We start from the raw sequence: 16,329 nt of genomic DNA, 5'->3' as shown, positions 1-16,329 counted from the left end.
GCTTAGGCGTTCACTCGGAAATAGATCACATCTCCGTCCTGGACAATATATTCTTTTCCTTCTATCCTGAGTTTCCCTTCTTCTTTTACTTTGGTTGGGTTCCCCGTTCTATCCAGATCCTCGAATTTCATGACTTCTGCTCGGATGAATGCCTTCTCGAAGTCGGAATGAATGACGGAAGCGGCAATCGGTGCGGTGCTTCCTACTCCTGTGGTCCAAGCGCGAGCCTCTTGTTCTCCCGCTGTAAAGAATGTGACCAAGCCTAAGAGCTTGTAGGCTGCTTGGATCATTCTGTCTAATCCGCTTCTGGTCTCACCTATCTCTGCCAAGAATTCGGTTTGTTCTTCTCTGCTTAAACCGGAGATCTCTTCTTCGAATTTTCCGCAGAGGGTCACTACTTCCGCTCCTTCGTCTTTTGCCATTTTGCGGACTGCGTCTACCAAAGGATTTTCTTTTGCGGTAGCTGCTTTGTCTGTGATATTTGCAACGTACAGTACAGGTTTAGCAGTGATCAGATTGAATGTCTTTACTAGCTTTTGTTCTTCCGGCTTGATCTCTGCAAGTCTTGCTGGCTTTCCTTCTTTCAATACGCTGATGATCTTTTCTAATAAGTTATACGCTTCCTGGGCTTCTTTATTTCCGCCTTTTGCGTTCCTGGAAATTTTTTGGTACTGCTTTTCTGCAGAATCCAGATCTGCCAGTACTAATTCCATTGTGACTACTTGTGCGTCATCTACGGGGCTGATCTTACCGTGAACGTGAGTGATATTGTCGTCTTCGAAGGCACGGACCACATGGCAGATTGCGTCCACTTCCCTAATATGAGAGAGAAATTTATTTCCTAAACCTTCTCCTTGGCTTGCCCCTTTTACGAGTCCGGCGATATCCACGAATTCCATGATCGCAGGAATCGTTTTATTGGGTTTATAGATCTCAGCCAGTCTTTCGAGTCTTGTATCCGGAACTTCCACGATACCCGTATTCGGTTCTATCGTACAGAAAGGATAGTTCTGCATTTCGGCACCGGCCTTGGTTAACGCATTAAATATAGTGGATTTTCCTACGTTCGGTAGGCCTACGATTCCGCAATTCAAGCTCATAGAGTCAATTTTTGAGAAGTTTGGAATCTGTAAATTCGTTTCGAAACTCGAATATTACGGAAGAGAAAGGTTTGTAGGAACTCCTACAATCTACTGTTATTCCAGGATCCAAGATTTATTCGATTCTTTGGAATTCAGGTCTTGGACTTCTTCGCTGATCCGGATCAATCTTCCATTTCTAAAGAATAATTGCAGTATATTGATCTTCAAGGAATCCGCAGTCGCTCCGCAACCGAAGCTATATTCTCCGTTAAAGAAACGCAAAGATTGAGGAGAAGAAACTAACACAACGGAAGGAAGCTCTGCTAAAAGATCCTTTCTCCATTCTTCCAATTGAGAGGAGATCCTTCCCTCTTGGTTTTTTAGATCCGGAGTCGGGTCTTGGGCCAGTAGAAAATGGAAATTATGAAATTCGGAGATCCGATTGAATTGGGTCTTGAAATCCTCTATCCAAGGAGCCGGTGACTTGTCCTTGGACTGAAGGGATTGTAATGCGGGAGAATAGAATACGAAATTGAGTCCGCCTTCTTCCTTACTTATGATCTGTCCCGGAGGAATGATTGGATCCGCCTTTTTTGAAAGCTTAGGGAGCTTCTTCTTGGATCCTTTCTTTTCCTTTTTTTGAGAAGATATAGAAGAAGTCGATTTTACTTTGTTTGTCTTCTTCTTTTTTAGATCTGTCTCTGTGCTTTTCGGAGAGGATGTTTCCTTCGAAGGAGCTTGCGCAGAAGTATCCGTTTTTGTTTTTTCAGAAGAAGGAACCGATTTTTGAGTTTCCTGCGCCTGGCCGCTTGCATTCGGGATTTCGGTGATCCACACTACGGAGCCGGGAGTTTCCTTGGGACTTTCCTTGGGTTCCGGTTTTGTCGTGGGTTTTTTAGATCGAATCTTCTTGGTTTGCTTTTTAGAGGATTTTACTTTCTTCGTGTTAGATGAGCCAGGTTGTTTTTTTTCAACCTTTGCAGAATGGAATCCAGCAAATACGATCTCCGCTCCTAAAGCAGTCTTGATCCTTTCTATTTCGGGAGAATCTTTAGACAGATAGGGAGCCGAAACGAGAAGAATGGCTCCTCCTCCTTCTTGTATTCTTTCAGCTTTAAAGCGTTTGTACCAAAGTGACAAGGTCCTTTCGAAATCGAAGGGCTTCTCCTTTTCGGATTGGGCCGGGCAATATGCGATGATCCCGATCGGCGCATCTTTTCTGTTAGAAGAGGTCTGAGAAGAAAGAGCGAAACTTCCTCCCAGAATGAACAATAGGAATGTTAGAAGGAATACTCTGTATTTGGTAGATCTGGCGTTTTCTAACATTCGAATATTATACTATGCGACTCTAAGGATTTCTTTCTCTAAATTGCGGAAATATTTATGGAAGAATTCTGCTTCCTTTCCTCTGAATTCCAAGGTTCTTGCTTCGAAATCCGGGTCCAGCTCAGAAAGAGCATTGTCCATCTCGACGAGATGGACCTCTTCTTCCTTGATGATTCCCTTGATGGAGATCCCTGCTTGGTTCTCATCCAAGATCTTGTCATACAGCTCGTAGACAAGCCCTGCTCTTTCTTCTATCATTTTCGTAACGTATAAATAGCAAAGAAAGGAATGAGTTCGTTTCGCTAACTTTTCTTTAGAAAGGGATCTCTCTACACAGGAATCCAGTTTTTGAAAGTAAGATACTGCGGAATATCCTGCAAGCAAGGATCCTTTTTGAAAATCTTGGGTGCCTTCCGGTAAGACCTTGAGGGCAAGTCGTTTGAAGAAGGAGGCGTGCCTTGCTTCTTCCGAGGCATGACGCAAGACCATCTCGGAGACTTGCGATCCGGTTTGAGTGGTATGTATCTTTCTTGCTCCGATATGTTCTAACATGGAGAGAGTGTTTAGCCATCTGAAATGTAAGTCTTTAGATTTGACTATGGATTGGAGTAAGGAATCGATCTCATCCGTGCCGATGCTGCGATCCGGTTTTAAATCCGCTGTAGGAACCATTTGAAACGAGGATTTACTCGGGAGGGCAAAAAATCATCCATTTTCGTTTTGGTCTTAAAAAATCTGCTTTCTTAAGTTTTGCCCTTTCTTTCATGCTTTCTTGAGATGGCTTCTTCTACATTAGCAGCGTTTGCTAAATACGGTCGTTTTATTAAATTTTCACATACTCTGTTCGCGCTTCCTTTTGCGGGGATCGCATTCGTGTTAGCTGTGTTGCAGAAACCGAGTCTGCCTCTTTCTGTGCTCGGCCTAAAGCTCTTCTGGATCCTGATCTGCATGGTAGGCGCAAGAAGTGCGGCCATGGGATTCAATCGTTGGGCAGACAAACGCTTCGATGCCAAAAATCCGAGGACTGCCAATCGGGAGATCCCGAGTGGCCAGATCTCGGACCTGATGGCGGGCATTTTCATCGTCGGATCCTCTCTCTTGTTTTTTCTGGGGAGTTGGTTCTTAAATGATCTTTCCTTCTATCTTTCTTTTCCTACTCTCTTTCTTTTATTCACCTATTCTTATACAAAGCGGTTTACATTCCTCTGCCATTTCTATCTGGGAGTTACGATAGGGCTCGCTCCCCTTGCCACTTGGATCGCGATCCGAGAGGAATTTTCCTGGATGGCAGGTCTTTGGACTCTGGGACTAGCTTTTAATTTGGCCGGCTTCGATATCCTATACGCCTTACAGGATCGAGAATTTGATCGGAAAGAAGGACTCCATTCAGTGCCTGCCCACTTTGGGGAAAAGATATCCATCATTATATCAAGAATTTCTCATATACTCTCTGCTGTTCTTTTGGGACTTGCGGCATGGTATGCGGGCTTACATGGGATCTTTTGGGCATTCTGGCTTCTAATAGTTGCTTTTCTGACTTGGGAGCAATCCATTGCCTATAAGAGTAAGGATGGGAATTTTCCTCCTTTGTTCTATCAGATCCATTCCTGGATCTCCATTGTGATCTTTCTCGGAATTCTTCTAGAGAAAGGACAAGATCTGATCCAATTACTTCGACAAGGTTCTATTTAATGGACTCTAAAGATCGCATTCGACTGGTGGTTGCCATGGCGGGTGCGAGTGGTTCTATTTATGCCGCACGCTTTTTAAAAGCGCTCATGGAAATTCCGGGAGAGACCTGGTTTGTTCCTAGCCCAGCTTCTATCCGTGTTTTTAAAGAAGAGTTTTCTACCAAGGTGGAAACCGGAGATCAGGTCTTGGACTTCATCCGAGAGAAATGGAAGCCAAAACAGGTGCATAAATTCCATTTCAGAAAATACGAAGATATAGGATGCGATATCGCTTCCGGTTCGAATATTTGGGATGGAATGGTGGTTGTTCCCTGCTCTATGAAAACGATCGCTTCTATCCGTACAGGGATCACAGAGAATCTGATTGAAAGAGCGGCTGACGTAACTCTCAAAGAAAGAAGAAGATTGATCCTGGTCCCGAGAGAAACTCCCTATAACAGGATCCATTTGGAGAATATGCTTTCTCTACACGACGCAGGAGCGATCATCGCTCCGGCCTCTCCTGGGTTCTATCAGATGCCGAACAGCCTAGAAGACCTGGGAGATTTTATGGCGACTCGCATCTTTCGTTTACTTGGAAAAGAGATCGATCTCTATCCGCGATGGTTAGCGGAACCGAATACGGATTGAAGTTCAGGAATTGCTAAACATGTAAATTAAAAAGGCGGGTTTGGTTCCCGCCTTTTTATTCAACAAAGGTTGTTCTTACGATCAAGGTACGGATTCGATCGCTTGGATCTTCTTGTTTAGATCCGAAGCGTCTTCGTATCTCTCATAAGAGATCGCGTTGAATTTTTGCAGATAAAGCCCTACGAGATCTTCTCCTGTTTGGCCAGGAATTTCCAATGCTTTACGGAAATTATGAAGATCGAACTCAGGGTGCTTTCCGGAGAAGGTTTCTACCAACCTCTCCATATGGAGCAAAGAGGCCTCTCTTGCGATCCCACTCGAGCGCCTTACTTTTAAGGAAAGATTCGCGAGTGCATCCAGATAATCTCTCACGCCTTCCGGTTCTTTTTCCGGTTCTGAGAAATTGTTTCCTTCTCTATTCTTACAAAGCTCTACATAGCGGATCACTACGTTCTCGAAATGATCCATTCTTTCTTTGATATAAGAATTCGAATCTTCTTGGCCGGCTGGCATTTCGAAGTCCTTGATCTTGACCACGTCGTACTTGTCGTAATGGTCTGTGATGATCCTTTTTAGATCTTCATAGCTATCAAGGGATACTGGAGGAAAAGTTACTACAGGAAAGTTCTCTCCGATTCTGAGAAAACTTACCACGACGTTGGAAGCGATGATCTTACCGCCCGGAAAAAGCGGATTTTCTCCAACGACATTGCAATATACTATGAGGTTTCCGGATGGATTCTTTTCTGTGCCTTTCTCGAACTTCACGGTCTTCCTCCCTCTGTACTAACTGACTGTGCTCGGTAAATTATTCCCACTTTTTTATCTCTTCAGCGAGGTTTTGGAGTATGTTTTTATAGGATTTTGCAATAATTCCATCCGGTTCTTGGAAAACCAAAGGTTTTCCAGATTCGCCGGCGCTCATCACATCCATCGTAAGTGGGACTCCTCCCAGAAATCTTGTATCGGAAGAATCCGCTAATTTTTGACCTCCGCCCTTCGAAAAAATTGCGGAAGCATGGCCACAATTTGGACACACAAATTCGCTCATGTTCTCTACTACACCTAGGATAGGTACTTTTACTTGTTGGAACATGGAAGCCGCGCGATTTGCATCTAAAAGTGCGACGGATTGCGGAGTCGTTACTAGAACTGCGCCGTCTAAATCTATGAGCTGTGCTAGGGAGAGTTGCACGTCACCCGTTCCAGGTGGAAGATCTATAAAAAGAAAATCTAATTCTCCCCAGACGATATCGTACAAGAATTGCTCCACCGCTTTTCCAAGCATAGGACCTCTCCAAACAACAGGCTGTTTTTCTTCTATCAAGAAGGAGAAGGAGATGATCTTGAGTCCGTCTTTTTCTAAAGGATAGATCTTATCCTCTTCTGCTTTTAAGGCTACCTTTCCGTTCACGCCGAACATTTTTCCGATAGAAGGTCCGTAGATATCCGCATCCAAGACTCCCACTTTATAGCCGAGAGCTGCCGCTGCCGCCGCTAGATTCACTGTGACTGTGGATTTTCCGACCCCACCTTTTCCGGAACCGATCGCGATTACCTTCTTCACTCCCAAGATCTTATTCGAATCGTCCAGGGTCATTTTTGGATCTACTTCGAATTTGATCTTGATCTTGCCGACCCCTTCTTTCTTGGAAAGGGTCTGGCGGATCTGAGCTTCCAAACCGATCTGGACCCTTCTGTCCTGGCTTGGGGTCTTGACTAGGATATTCGTTTCTTCTTCGCCGATCTCCAAGGATCCGATCATTCCTAAGGACACGATGTCCTTTTTTAGTTCCGGATGTTTGATCTTGGTTAATTCTCTTTGAATGTCTATGGGTTGGATTTTACCGGCCATCTGTTTCCTTTTCTTCTTCGTATAAGATCGTGTTTGCTAGGATAAATTCCCCTTTTTCCAAGGAGAAGGTGAATCTCTGTATATCTAATTCTTTTCCATTCCAGTCCAGGATATGAAATCCGCTTTCGTGTTTTGGATCTGCGATCCTTGTGCTGGATGCGGAATTCACCACATAAAACGGTTTGTCCGGTCCAGGGGCCTTGACCCAGTTCGTATGCACATGTCCGTGAAGATACGCGATCGGCGGTCTTTTTTTGAGAAGAGTCGCTATCTTTTCGCGATTTCTCATTCTATGCCCTGGGCTCTCTTGTCTCTCCGGAGGGTTCCAAATGGGATGATGGCAAATGAGAAAGTAATGATCTATCTTCTCCCTTTCCAAGTATTCCAACGTGGAATGCACCACTTCTTCCGATACATATCCGTATGCATTCAATACGGAGAGAGGCATATTAGAGTCCCAGCCAACGAGCGCAAGATTACCTATTTTTTTAGCTCTTAGATATCCTCTTGGTTCGGTCACTTCTTCTCCCATCCAAGTGGAGAAGAATTTTTCATAATAAGGGAGTTCTTTTCCGTATGTGGCCTGTTTGGTGTATCGATCATGGTTTCCTGGGATCATGAAAGTCTTTTCGTTCAAGACCGGTTTCAGGATCTCCAAGGATCGATTGTATTCTCTGATATGAGAAACGTTTGTGATATCTCCGGAGATCACGACTGCATCCGGATGCACTTCTTCTATTTTTCGAACGATTGCATGCCAAAGGGAGATCGGGTATTTTTTTCTACGCCTAAAGGTATAGTTTAAATAACCCGGGATCATCTTTCCCTTCAAACTAGAGAAAGGAAGTGGTACGGGAAAATGCAGGTCCGATATATGGACCAATTTCACTCGGAAACTTCCCTCCGGATCATTCCTAATACCTCTCCTTTTCGGACGATCGAACCCTTCTCTCTGTCAATTCTGGAAAGAATTCCGTTGATGGGTGATTCCATTGGAAAGGAAGCCTTGTCTGTTACGAGTTCACAGACCTCTTCTCCAATTTTAATTTGTTCTCCCAATCGAAAATTCCAACGGACTAATTCGATTTTATCGGTGTCTCCCAGGTCGGGAGCGATGAGTTCGAAATCTTCGGTTTTTGGTGCCATCTTCCTAAAACCAGCTTGCCGTATAGTGTGTGCAAGCCAACGTGTACTAAATTTTCTAAGTTCCCTCCTATGGCAAACCAGAAATCTGTCCTCAAAGGGGCTGAAATCCTCCAAAATATCGAAGAGCTCAAAAAGAGAAGGTTCTTTCATCTTGAGATGAAAGGACTTACAAAACCGACTCGGGACATTCTCTCTGAGTTAGTAAATGGACTTTTGGAAGAGATCGGAGCCAATCCTTTAGCGGCCTTTCATCTATTCAGCGGGCTTATGGAAGCCCTACTCAATGCGATCAAAGGCAATATCCGTCATATCATCTTCCGCGATGAACTCTTAAAGAAGATCACGAATCTAGGCGAGTCTGAAGAAGAAGCCGAAGAACTACTCGAGATCATTATGGACACTTCTCCTTTGAGAGATGCGATGCAAAGATATGTGGTCCCTGAAAAGATCAAGAGACAGGTCCAAAACATCCTCCAGCTCGAAGATAGGATCCGCGCTAAGAAGCAGATCTTGAAATCGGAAGAGAAGGAATTCCTCGTAGATGTTCGTTCCAAACTGAAGAAGAACAGAATGCGTATCTCTGTTAAGATCAGGATCACTAAGGACGAATTGAATTTCAGGATCCGAAACGATTCACCGATCCATAATATGGATTTCGGAAGGATCGAAGAGTCCCGTGTTCGCCATAAGCAATTATTCGATGCCGGCAATTCTGCCGATTTCTTTAGACCTGAGTTCTTGGATGAGAAAGAGAGCGCCGGTTTTGGGATCGCTATGATAGACGAAGGATATTACACGATGGGATTGAATCCTCTGGATCTTTTGACCATCACTTCCGGTAGTAGAACCACTACCGTTTATATGAGGTATCCTTTATCTGCGCTTCGCGAAATGGCATTCTAAAGAATATAGCGACTCAGATCCTTGTCTTCTACGATCCCTTTTAACTTAGCCTCTACTGCCGCCTTATCGATGGTCAGTTTCCTTTGGTTTTCAGGAAGATCCGGACCTTCGAAGCTTAGATCTTCTAAGAGCCTTTCCATGATCGTGTTCAATCTTCTTGCTCCGATATTCTCATGCTTTTCGTTCATATCGTAAGCGATCTTTGCGATCTCTCGGATCCCATCCGGAGCGAATTCTATCTTGATCCCGTCCGTGGACAGAAGCGCTTGGTATTGTTTTACGAGAGAGGATCTAGGAGCCGTTAATATCTTTTCGAAATCGTCCATAGAAAGTTTTTCCAGTTCCACTCGAATTGGAAAACGTCCCTGCAATTCCGGGATCAGATCCGATGGCTTGGACATATGGAATGCGCCTGCAGCGATAAACAGTATATGGTCCGTCACGATAGGACCGATCTTTGTGTTCACCGTAGCACCTTCTACGATCGGAAGAAGATCTCTTTGCACTCCTTCTCTGGAAACGTCTGCGCCGCCTCTTCCTTCCCGACTTGCGATCTTGTCGATCTCGTCTAAGAATACGATCCCCATCTCTTCTACTCTTTTCTGAGCCTCTCTTTGGAGCTTGTCTGGATCGAGTAGTTTCTCCGCTTCCGCTTCTTCTAGGATCTTCATTGCTTCCGGAATGGGAAGTTTTCTCTTCTTTTGCTTTTTAGGCATGAGATCGCCTAAAACATTCTGGATATGATTGTCTAATTCTTCCATATTTCCGGCGCCAAATACTTGGAGCATAGGAAGTCCTTGGGGACCGGCTTGCTGTATATCTATCTCTACGATCTGCTCGTCCAGTTTTCCTGCCTTAAGTTTCTTGCGCATGGTTTCTCTGGTCTCGAAGAAACGTTTCTCTCTGTCTTCCTCGTCTTGGTTTACGGAGAATCCGATGGAAGGCGGATGAGGATCTGCAATAGAGGTCTTTTGCGGAAAAGGTAAAAGAATATCTAATAGAGCTTCTTCTGCCCTTTCCTTTGCTTTGGCTTCCACTTCTTTTCGGAACTCTTGTTTGACTAAGTTCAAGGAAACCATGGCCAGATCTCGGATAATACTTTCTACATCCCGACCAACATAACCTACTTCTGTGAATTTAGTGCTTTCTACCTTTAGAAAAGGAGCTCCGCAGAGTTTGGAAAGTCTGCGCGCGATCTCTGTCTTTCCCACTCCCGTGGGTCCGATCATGATAATGTTCTTGGGATAGATCTCTTCTCTTAATTCTGGATCTAGTTTTCTACGTCGAGTTCTGTTACGTAGAGCGATTGCCACCGCTTTCTTTGCATTCTTCTGGCCTATGATATGTTCGTCCAGCTTGGCAACGATCTGTCTAGGAGTGAGTTCCTCGTCGTGGAATTTTACTTCTTCTTTTTGGTCCGCTTGGGTTATGGAGTCGCTCATTGTCCGATTTCCTCCACGATAATATTATGGTTTGTATAAATGCAAATATCAGCCGCTATATTCATGGCTTCCTTTACGATCTGCACCGGATCTAGATCGGTATGATTATAAAGGGCCCTGGCCGCAGAAAGAGCATAGTTCCCACCGGAACCGATGGCAAGTATTCCGTCGTCCGGAGAGATCACATCCCCTGTTCCCGAAACCAAAAAGGATTCGTCCTTGTCCGCTACGATGAGCATCGCTTCGAGTCGACGAAGAGCTCTGTCAGATCTCCATTCTCTGGCGAGTTCGACCGCACTTCTGGAAAGACTTCCGCCATATTCGTGTACTTTCTTTTCGAATAACTCGAATAAGGTGAATGCATCCGCTGCGGAACCGGCAAACCCGGATACGATCTTGTCCGAATATAGTTTGCGCACCTTGCGGGCCGTATTCTTCATTACGGTATTCCCGAAGGAAACCTGTCCGTCCCCTGCTATGGCTACTTTTCCGTTCTTTCGAACGCAGAGAATTGTGGTCGCGTGTATTTTACTTGGATGAATCGAGTCTTGCATGGGGATGAGCCTTTCGGTAGACCTCTTTAATCTTTTCCTTACTCACACTTAGATAAACCTGTGTGGTGGATAGAGAGGAATGCCCCAAGAGCTCTTGAACGGCGCGGATGTCTGCTCCCGCATCGAGTAAGTCCGTAGCGAACGTGTGACGGAATTTATGGGGAGTAATGGGTTTGTCCCATCCCATTCGTTTCCTTCTCTCGTTCAAAATATAACGAACCCCTCTTGTCGTCAGTTTATTTCCCTTTTGGTTCAGAAAAATTTCATCGCATCTGGGACGGAACCTAGAACGAACGTCTAGATATTCCATTAAGCTCGCGATGGCTTCTTTTCCTAGATATACGAATCTTTCCTTTCTTCTCTTTCCCATGACTTTCAGAATGGAATGATCCGCAGATAATTGCGTTAAGGTAGCGTCCACAAGCTCGAATACCCGAAGCCCTGTGGAATACAATACTTCAATGATTGCTTTGTCTCTCAAATTTAAAAGTTCGGAGGCGTTCTCGTTCTCGTATTCCAAAATGCTTTCGGTCTCTTCTATCTTAAAGTTCCTAGGAACTTGTTTTCTTGTCTTCGGAAAGCTAACGGAAAGGATCGGATTGCTAGGTATGAGATCGTCCTTTAATAAAACCTTATAAAAGGTCCTTAGGCTAGACAGCTTTCTGCTTTGGGTCCTTCTATCCAAGCCTTGGTTTTTAGAGAGATAGGCAAAATAAGAGCGAACATCTATCGGTTCTAATTCGTAGATCTCCAGTTGTTCTTGTTGGCAGAATTCAAAGAAGGATTTTAGATCCAAGAGATACGCATTCAAAGTGTTTTGAGAATAGTTCTTTTCCACCTGCAGGTATTGGTGAAATCTGCGGGCTGCGGAGTTCAATAGCTCCGAGGAAAATTCTGGAATTTTAACTGCGTATTCGCTCACTTAGTTCTCCGGAGATGGATCCCCGAAGAGTGGCCGGGGTTAGTTTAATTGTCGGAGGCTTTCGAAAAAAGGATCTGTCTTTCCCGGACCCAATCCGAGATTTTTTGTTTTACCTGGTTGAATAATTCCGGGAATTGAGAGATCTCTTCCTTATTAAAATTCGCTAGAACATGTCCTGAGGTAAGAGAACTGTCTCCAGGTTTTCCTACGCCGAACCGAAGACGATAGAAGTTCGGTGAACCTAGTTTTTCGATGATATCCCGCAGGCCGTTATGGCCACCATGCCCTCCGTTCTGTTTGAACTTCAATTTGGCAAAAGGAAAATCCACTTCGTCATGAATGACTAAGATATTTTCCGGAGGGATACCGTTCTTTCTGGCAAGTTCTGCGATGGCTCTCCCGGAAAGATTCATGAATTCGAGTGGTTTCAGGAAATGAAAGGAGATCCCATCCTTCTCTATTTTTCCCTTTTCTTCCTTAGAAGAAGAAGAGAACAAAACTCCCCAGTCCTTGGCCAGGTCGTCTAGGACTATAAAACCGATATTATGACGGTTCTTTTCGTATTTTGGTCCGGGATTTCCGAGACCCACTATTAAGAGTTTCAGGCTTGCCATGCTTGGAGGATCAGGTTTAGCATTTTTTCTGTGGCAAGTACCGCGGCAATCGTTTGATCGCTATGTACCCCTATCGTCTTGAAATTTTCTTCTTCGTGGTTTTCGGCAGCCTTGTTCCAGGTGATCATGGTTTCGACTAACGCGTCCGTTTTTCCGCCGGGAGGAATGCGAACTTCGTAATCCACGAGTCTAGGAATGGAGATATGCGCCTTTGCTGCGATATTCGTGAGCGCGGACATGAATGCGTCGTAACCACCGTCTCCCTCTCCTTCCTCAGAATACTGTTTGCCATTTAATTCCAAGGCAACGAATGCTTTGGGACGGATCCCAAGTCCTGAGTTGATCTTGCAATCTAGGATCTTTAGCGCAGACCTAGAACCGGAGGATCCGGATACGTCGGCGATAATAAAGGGGAGATCTTCGGGGGTGATCGTCTTATTCTTATCTCCGAGTTCGATCACCTTTGCTAAGACCTTCTTTTCGATCTCAGGAGAAAGTACAAGTCCGAGTTGTTTTAAATTTTCAGAGATGCTTGCCTTGCCGGCGAGTTTGCCTAGGGCATAGCTTCTTTTTCTTCCGAATCTTTCCGGAAGGATCGGATTTGCGTATAGATTCCCTTTTTTGTCCCCGTCCGCATGTACTCCTGCAGTTTGGGTGAATACATCTTCTCCCACTACCGGACGATTTGCCGAGATGCGTTTTCCGCTGAACACTTCCACGAGTCGGCTCGCTTCTGTGATCGCCTTTTCATCCACGCCTGTTGGAATTCCGGCCTTATCATGAAGTGCAGTGATCACAGCCTCCAAAGGGGAATTTCCGGCTCTTTCTCCCAAGCCGTTTACGCTAACGTGTAGGCCCTTCGCTCCTGCCTTGACTGCGAACAGACAATTGGCTACGGAGAGATCGTAATCATTATGACCATGGAATTCAAAATGCAGTTCGGGATATTTTTGGGTAAGTAGGGAAATTCCCTCGTATGTTTCTTCGGGAGATAAGACTCCCAATGTGTCCGGAAGAAAGATCTTTCCTAAAGGTTCCTTAGAAAGATGAGCCACGAAATCCAAAACATAGTCTTTGCTATTCAAGTATCCGTTGGACCAATCTTCTAAGTATACATTCACTTCGAGTCCGTTCTTCTTAGCATACGTAATGGTTTCGGAAACTTCTTCAAAGTGTTCTTGCGGAGATTTCTTGAGCTGGCCTTCCAAATGTTTCAGAGAGCCCTTGGTGAGAAGGTTGAGCGTTCTTGCTCCGGATGCCAGGATCCAATCCACACTTTTATGGGAATCCACAAAGCCCAGGATCTCGATCCGATTTCCTACGTTTTCGGAATTGGCCCATTCCATGATGCGACGAACGCTGTCCAATTCTCCCTCAGAGACTCTGGCAGAAGCGACCTCCACCCGATCCACTTTCAGGTTTTGCAGAAGGAATTTTGCAATATTCAATTTTTCGGATGCGGAGAAGCTTACACCTCTGGTCTGCTCTCCATCCCGAAGAGTCACATCCAGAATTTGCACCTTGGATCTTTCTTCCTTCATTTTAAATACTTCTTTAGATCTTCCGCGGAAGGGCCCATGATCTCGATCAGAGTGGATCCCGGATTTCCTATATTCAATCCTGCATCTTCTAGGACTTTTAGGAAGGAATGATTTCGGATATAATCCTCGGTCATTTTGCGCAGGACTCCTTCCCCAATCCCGTGGATCACCTCGACTAGGGTTTCCCCTTTCAAGAAAGCCTCTTGGATCTCTTTGTCTAGGACCCGATACGCTTCTTCGAATCTCATCTTGCGGATATAAATTGTTCTCGGACCTTTCGTATTTCTTCCGGAACCTTTATCTCTCGGCATCCTGAGACCATCCTAGTCGGACCAGCCTCCGCGAAAACAAAGAAATTGGATTTTTGCTTTCCCTTTACGGACCCCATGATAGAGTTTCCTTTCTTAAAACCTGGAAAAAGGCCGGAAGGTTGGCAGAAGAATTAGAACGCAAAATTCCCCGGAACACGGATAAGAGAAGAGCAGCAATCTGCGGAGGAACTCTCGGCAGAGAAAATCGCTACTATATCCGTGGACAAGTCGTGGACATAGGTATCACAGAAGAAATGACGGACCCGAAAGATTGGGATCTGTTCACCGGGTTGTACAAGGGACAGGAAAAGGAGATCACTCCTTTTCTGGACTATGGTCTCGAGTCAGTGCGTAAGCCAATCCTTCTCGCAGAGATTGTGGATGGTTCGGGTAAAGTGCTGCATAGATCTCCGGAGATCCGAGGAGACGAGAGCGGTTTCTTCTTTCATGAGTTTACGTTTCCGCTTCCACCGGGAAATTATCAGTTCCATATCCATTTTCTAAAGCCGGATTCATACAGACAGTTCGGAAAGGACCTGGCTTATTTAAATACTCCCGGAAAACATGAGTTAGTCTCCCAAAGCCTGATCGGAAAAGGAGCCTTGCGTATCCTTTCCGAAGAATATTCGGGACTCGTTACCACTTCCGATATCGACCAAACATATTTGGCGACGGATATCCATTCCAATAAGGGAAAGATCTCCACGCTGTTCGAGACTTCCGAGCAGAAGCTTCCTTTGCCGGGGATGCCCATACTATTCAGAGAGTTGAGAGAAAATACGAACGATTCTCCTTTGTGTTTTATCTCCGCTAGTCCTCATTTTTTCAGAAGAACGCTTCTTTCCACGTTCCGTGCCCAGCAAGTAAGAACGGAATCCCTTCACTTGAAATATTTGGAAGGAACGATCAAAGGAATGGTAGATAAGTTCTGGGATACCTTATCTCATCCTACTCGCTTCTTAACGGAAGGTCTTTGGGGAGCCTTAGAAAGAGTTCGTAAGTTTGCAGGATCTTCTTTTCAGAGTCTATTCGATCAGTTGGCGTATAAGCTCACCATTCTTCTGCGAGATAGGATCTACCTGCCTACAAATTCCAAAGAGATCCTAATGGGAGATAATACGGAAAGCGATTATCTTATCTTTATCCTTTACCAGATCATTTTAACCGGGGCTCTCCAAGGAAAAGAACTAGAGGATTATCTCTACAAATTGAATTTCTTGGGAAGAGACGCAATTACTCGGGACAATGCGAAGCTCATCCGAGAGCTCGCCGAAGAGAACAGAAGAATTCACGGAGATATCAATCCTGTCGAACTGGTACTTGTGAATAAGACGGAACTTGGACCTTCTTCCGAAGAAATGCAATGGAATGTGAGAGGAGCTCTTCCTACCGGTATCGATCCTTGGAAAATATCGGAGCTGAAACCTTATCTTCCGACAGACGGGGCTCTCGGGTTTGCGCTTATCCTGGTCGAAAAAGAGATTTTGGATCTTTCTTCCGTTCTTAAGATCGCGGGAGAAATGGCAGGCCAATGGTTCGAAGGAAAAGTCATCGATTCCGATTTTCTGCTAGAGCTCGCAAATAAGTTGGAATTGCCGAAAGAGGCTCAACCGATCCATAAGAAATTTGTAAAGACCTTGAAAGAAGTCCTAGAGACTTAGGACTTCTTCTTTTCTATTCTCTTTTTATAAATTATAAATCCTAGAACTACTAGAATAAGGGTCGTGGTCGCGATCCTGTTATAGAGAGAAAGGAATTCCAATACCTTCTCCCAGTGGCTTCCCAAATAAAAGCCTCCATAGATCAATATTCCGCACCATAAGAGAACCGCTATGGAAAAATAAGAAAAGAAGATTGCTGGTCTCATTTCCGTCATTCCGGCTACGATGGAAACGAAGAATCGTATTCCTGCAGAAAAACGGGAGAAGATCACCACGAGCACACTATTTCTGGAAAACCAATCCAAGGTTTTTTGGATGGACTCCTCGTCATATAATTCCGATTTGAAAGGGAATTCCTTTGTCTTTAACCAATCCAAAACCTTATGGCCGAAGGAATACATGAGCCAAGCTCCAGCAAGGTTCCCGAATAAGGTGCTAGTGGTTAACTCCCAGAAACCGATACTTCCTCTTGCAAGTAAGAATCCTCCAAACACGGTAACTGTGTCGCCCGGCCAAGGGGGAAAAACGTTTTCGGTTAGATTAGAGAAGGCGAAGAAGAACCAAACCAGAGCGCTTGGCAGACCGGCGACCCAATCCAAAAGGATCTGGATGTACGAATCGAATCCGGTAAATTGCATTTAAAAAGGATTG

At 44.8% G+C, this 16,329-nt stretch carries 18 protein-coding genes; 4 read left to right on the top strand and 14 right to left on the bottom strand.

Annotated elements, in window-relative coordinates:
- Positions 1–2: 2 nt before the first annotated feature.
- The 3 genes from ychF to EHO57_RS04100 form a co-directional block, all read right to left on the bottom strand.
- A complete protein-coding gene (gene ychF / locus EHO57_RS04110; protein ID WP_135643182.1) occupies positions 3–1,100 on the bottom strand; it encodes a redox-regulated ATPase YchF in 1,098 nt (365 codons plus the stop codon).
- A 96-nt stretch (positions 1,101–1,196) separates the two neighbouring features.
- Positions 1,197–2,408, bottom strand: coding sequence for an LIC11612 family fibronectin-binding protein (locus EHO57_RS04105; protein WP_135643180.1), 1,212 nt, complete (start codon positions 2,406–2,408; stop codon positions 1,197–1,199).
- Positions 2,409–2,420: 12 nt separating this feature from the next.
- Positions 2,421–3,080 (bottom strand): hypothetical protein, encoded by a 660-nt coding sequence (locus tag EHO57_RS04100; protein WP_135643178.1) that lies wholly within the window; start codon positions 3,078–3,080, stop codon positions 2,421–2,423.
- A 105-nt stretch (positions 3,081–3,185) separates the two neighbouring features.
- On the opposite strand from EHO57_RS04100, the gene EHO57_RS04095 reads away from it, so the two are divergent.
- Positions 3,186–4,100 (top strand): UbiA-like polyprenyltransferase, encoded by a 915-nt coding sequence (locus tag EHO57_RS04095; protein ID WP_135643176.1) that lies wholly within the window; start codon positions 3,186–3,188, stop codon positions 4,098–4,100.
- Positions 4,101–4,117: 17 nt separating this feature from the next.
- On the top strand, positions 4,118–4,729 hold the full coding sequence (locus EHO57_RS04090) for a UbiX family flavin prenyltransferase (protein WP_135643343.1): 612 nt from the start codon (positions 4,118–4,120) through the stop codon (positions 4,727–4,729).
- 81 nt (positions 4,730–4,810) lie between these two features.
- On the opposite strand, the gene EHO57_RS04085 is transcribed toward EHO57_RS04090, so the two are convergent.
- Genes EHO57_RS04085 through EHO57_RS04070 form a run of 4 tightly spaced genes read right to left on the bottom strand, consistent with a single transcriptional unit; the run spans position 4,811 to position 7,730 of the window.
- The gene (locus tag EHO57_RS04085; RefSeq protein WP_135643174.1) at positions 4,811–5,497 is read right to left on the bottom strand and encodes a hypothetical protein; all 687 of its coding nucleotides are present in this window, start codon (positions 5,495–5,497) and stop codon (positions 4,811–4,813) included.
- A gap of 40 nt (positions 5,498–5,537) precedes the next feature.
- Positions 5,538–6,584, bottom strand: coding sequence for an Mrp/NBP35 family ATP-binding protein (locus tag EHO57_RS04080; RefSeq protein ID WP_135643171.1), 1,047 nt, complete (start codon positions 6,582–6,584; stop codon positions 5,538–5,540).
- Positions 6,574–7,473, bottom strand: a complete 900-nt coding sequence (locus EHO57_RS04075) for a metallophosphoesterase family protein (protein ID WP_135643169.1) — start codon at positions 7,471–7,473, stop codon at positions 6,574–6,576. The genes EHO57_RS04080 and EHO57_RS04075 overlap by 11 nt, the downstream gene beginning before the upstream one ends.
- The gene (locus tag EHO57_RS04070) at positions 7,470–7,730 is read right to left on the bottom strand and encodes a lipoyl domain-containing protein (protein WP_135643167.1); all 261 of its coding nucleotides are present in this window, start codon (positions 7,728–7,730) and stop codon (positions 7,470–7,472) included. Before EHO57_RS04070 ends, EHO57_RS04075 begins: the two co-directional genes overlap by 4 nt.
- A gap of 69 nt (positions 7,731–7,799) precedes the next feature.
- Between EHO57_RS04070 and EHO57_RS04065 the strand changes: the two genes are divergently transcribed.
- Complete coding sequence (locus tag EHO57_RS04065) at positions 7,800–8,633, top strand: hypothetical protein (protein WP_135643165.1); 834 nt, start codon at positions 7,800–7,802, stop codon at positions 8,631–8,633.
- Here the strand turns inward: EHO57_RS04065 and hslU are convergent.
- From hslU to EHO57_RS04035, 6 genes are read right to left on the bottom strand one after another with little or no spacing between them, the layout of a single operon-like run.
- A complete protein-coding gene (hslU, locus tag EHO57_RS04060; RefSeq protein WP_135643163.1) occupies positions 8,630–10,075 on the bottom strand; it encodes an ATP-dependent protease ATPase subunit HslU in 1,446 nt (481 codons plus the stop codon). The genes EHO57_RS04065 and hslU overlap by 4 nt on opposite strands.
- Positions 10,072–10,629 (bottom strand): ATP-dependent protease subunit HslV, encoded by a 558-nt coding sequence (gene hslV / locus EHO57_RS04055; RefSeq protein ID WP_425460766.1) that lies wholly within the window; start codon positions 10,627–10,629, stop codon positions 10,072–10,074. The genes hslU and hslV overlap by 4 nt, the downstream gene beginning before the upstream one ends.
- Positions 10,604–11,551 carry a tyrosine recombinase XerC gene (locus tag EHO57_RS04050; protein WP_135643161.1) on the bottom strand — a complete coding sequence of 316 codons (948 nt, stop codon included), beginning with the start codon at positions 11,549–11,551 and terminating at the stop codon, positions 10,604–10,606. Before EHO57_RS04050 ends, hslV begins: the two co-directional genes overlap by 26 nt.
- 44 nt (positions 11,552–11,595) lie before the next feature.
- Positions 11,596–12,165: an aminoacyl-tRNA hydrolase gene (gene pth, locus EHO57_RS04045; protein WP_135643159.1), complete on the bottom strand. Its 570-nt coding sequence runs from the start codon at positions 12,163–12,165 to the stop codon at positions 11,596–11,598.
- On the bottom strand, positions 12,153–13,706 hold the full coding sequence (gene cimA / locus EHO57_RS04040; RefSeq protein ID WP_135643157.1) for a (R)-citramalate synthase CimA: 1,554 nt from the start codon (positions 13,704–13,706) through the stop codon (positions 12,153–12,155). Before cimA ends, pth begins: the two co-directional genes overlap by 13 nt.
- A complete protein-coding gene (locus tag EHO57_RS04035; protein WP_135643155.1) occupies positions 13,703–14,017 on the bottom strand; it encodes a Smr/MutS family protein in 315 nt (104 codons plus the stop codon). The genes cimA and EHO57_RS04035 overlap by 4 nt, the downstream gene beginning before the upstream one ends.
- 119 nt (positions 14,018–14,136) lie before the next feature.
- Here EHO57_RS04035 and EHO57_RS04030 point away from each other — a divergent pair, with 119 nt between their 5' ends.
- A complete protein-coding gene (locus EHO57_RS04030; RefSeq protein WP_135643153.1) occupies positions 14,137–15,678 on the top strand; it encodes a phosphatase domain-containing protein in 1,542 nt (513 codons plus the stop codon).
- Here the strand turns inward: EHO57_RS04030 and EHO57_RS04025 are convergent.
- Positions 15,675–16,316: a DedA family protein gene (locus EHO57_RS04025; protein WP_135643151.1), complete on the bottom strand. Its 642-nt coding sequence runs from the start codon at positions 16,314–16,316 to the stop codon at positions 15,675–15,677. The genes EHO57_RS04030 and EHO57_RS04025 overlap by 4 nt on opposite strands.
- Positions 16,317–16,329 lie beyond the last annotated feature (13 nt).

The organism is Leptospira langatensis (assembly GCF_004770615.1).
Classification (GTDB): Bacteria; Spirochaetota; Leptospiria; order Leptospirales; family Leptospiraceae; genus Leptospira_B; species Leptospira_B langatensis.
Note: the sequence above shows the minus strand (reverse complement) of the source record. Positions and strands in the feature narration are given on the sequence as shown.

Coding starts and splice junctions, on each gene's coding strand:
- ychF (WP_135643182.1), bottom strand. CDS start 1,100: ATGAGCTTGAATTGCGGAATCGTAGGCCTACCGAACGTAGGAAAATCC.
- EHO57_RS04105 (WP_135643180.1), bottom strand. CDS start 2,408: ATGTTAGAAAACGCCAGATCTACCAAATACAGAGTATTCCTTCTAACA.
- EHO57_RS04100 (WP_135643178.1), bottom strand. CDS start 3,080: ATGGTTCCTACAGCGGATTTAAAACCGGATCGCAGCATCGGCACGGAT.
- EHO57_RS04095 (WP_135643176.1), top strand. CDS start 3,186: ATGGCTTCTTCTACATTAGCAGCGTTTGCTAAATACGGTCGTTTTATT.
- EHO57_RS04080 (WP_135643171.1), bottom strand. CDS start 6,584: ATGGCCGGTAAAATCCAACCCATAGACATTCAAAGAGAATTAACCAAG.
- EHO57_RS04070 (WP_135643167.1), bottom strand. CDS start 7,730: ATGGCACCAAAAACCGAAGATTTCGAACTCATCGCTCCCGACCTGGGA.
- EHO57_RS04065 (WP_135643165.1), top strand. CDS start 7,800: ATGGCAAACCAGAAATCTGTCCTCAAAGGGGCTGAAATCCTCCAAAAT.
- hslU (WP_135643163.1), bottom strand. CDS start 10,075: ATGAGCGACTCCATAACCCAAGCGGACCAAAAAGAAGAAGTAAAATTC.
- hslV (WP_425460766.1), bottom strand. CDS start 10,629: ATGCAAGACTCGATTCATCCAAGTAAAATACACGCGACCACAATTCTC.
- pth (WP_135643159.1), bottom strand. CDS start 12,165: ATGGCAAGCCTGAAACTCTTAATAGTGGGTCTCGGAAATCCCGGACCA.
- cimA (WP_135643157.1), bottom strand. CDS start 13,706: ATGAAGGAAGAAAGATCCAAGGTGCAAATTCTGGATGTGACTCTTCGG.
- EHO57_RS04035 (WP_135643155.1), bottom strand. CDS start 14,017: ATGCCGAGAGATAAAGGTTCCGGAAGAAATACGAAAGGTCCGAGAACA.
- EHO57_RS04025 (WP_135643151.1), bottom strand. CDS start 16,316: ATGCAATTTACCGGATTCGATTCGTACATCCAGATCCTTTTGGATTGG.